This window comes from Niallia sp. NCCP-28 (genome assembly GCF_023168165.1).
GTDB lineage: Bacteria > Bacillota > Bacilli > Bacillales > Cytobacillaceae > Niallia.
This window is the reverse complement of the sequence record NZ_BQYJ01000042.1, coordinates 1-556: the sequence shown is the minus strand read 5'-3', so window position 1 is coordinate 556 and position 556 is coordinate 1. Positions and strand designations below refer to the sequence as shown.

Sequence of the window (556 nt, the reverse complement as noted above, 5' to 3'; positions counted from 1 at the left end):
ATTTAAAGTGGCTCAGTAGCTCAGTCGGTAGAGCAAAGGACTGAAAATCCTTGTGTCGGCGGTTCGATTCCGTCCTGAGCCACCTTTTGAAAAACAACATTTTATTATTATGGCGGATATGGCGAAGTGGTTAACGCATCGGATTGTGGCTCCGACATTCGTGGGTTCGATTCCCATTATTCGCCCCATGTAAATTAAATAATGCGGGTGTAGTTTAATGGTAAAACTTCAGCCTTCCAAGCTGATATCGTGGGTTCGATTCCCATCACCCGCTCCAAAAAATATGGGCCTATAGCTCAGCTGGTTAGAGCGCACGCCTGATAAGCGTGAGGTCGATGGTTCGAGTCCATTTAGGCCCACCATGTTTTTTATTCCGCAGTAGCTCAGTGGTAGAGCATTCGGCTGTTAACCGAACGGTCGTAGGTTCGAGTCCTACCTGCGGAGCCATTTTTTTTGGGGAAGTACTCAAGAGGCTGAAGAGGCGCCCCTGCTAAGGGTGTAGGTCGCGTAAGCGGCGCGAGGGTTCAAATCCCTCCTTCTCCGCCAGAAATTTATT

6 tRNA genes are annotated in these 556 nt (G+C 48.7%); all 6 read left to right on the top strand.

Annotation, left to right across the window (positions count from 1 at the left end):
- Positions 1 to 9 precede the first annotated feature (9 nt).
- A tRNA-Phe gene (locus NCCP28_RS23540) sits at positions 10 to 82 on the top strand.
- Between the two features lie 30 nt (positions 83 to 112).
- Positions 113 to 188 (top strand) — tRNA-His (locus NCCP28_RS23535).
- Positions 189 to 203: 15 nt separating this feature from the next.
- Positions 204 to 277, top strand: a tRNA-Gly gene (locus NCCP28_RS23530).
- Between the two features lie 8 nt (positions 278 to 285).
- Positions 286 to 362: transfer RNA gene (locus NCCP28_RS23525), tRNA-Ile, on the top strand.
- A gap of 10 nt (positions 363 to 372) precedes the next feature.
- Positions 373 to 447: transfer RNA gene (locus tag NCCP28_RS23520), tRNA-Asn, on the top strand.
- 8 nt (positions 448 to 455) lie between these two features.
- A tRNA-Ser gene (locus NCCP28_RS23515) sits at positions 456 to 546 on the top strand.
- Positions 547 to 556 lie beyond the last annotated feature (10 nt).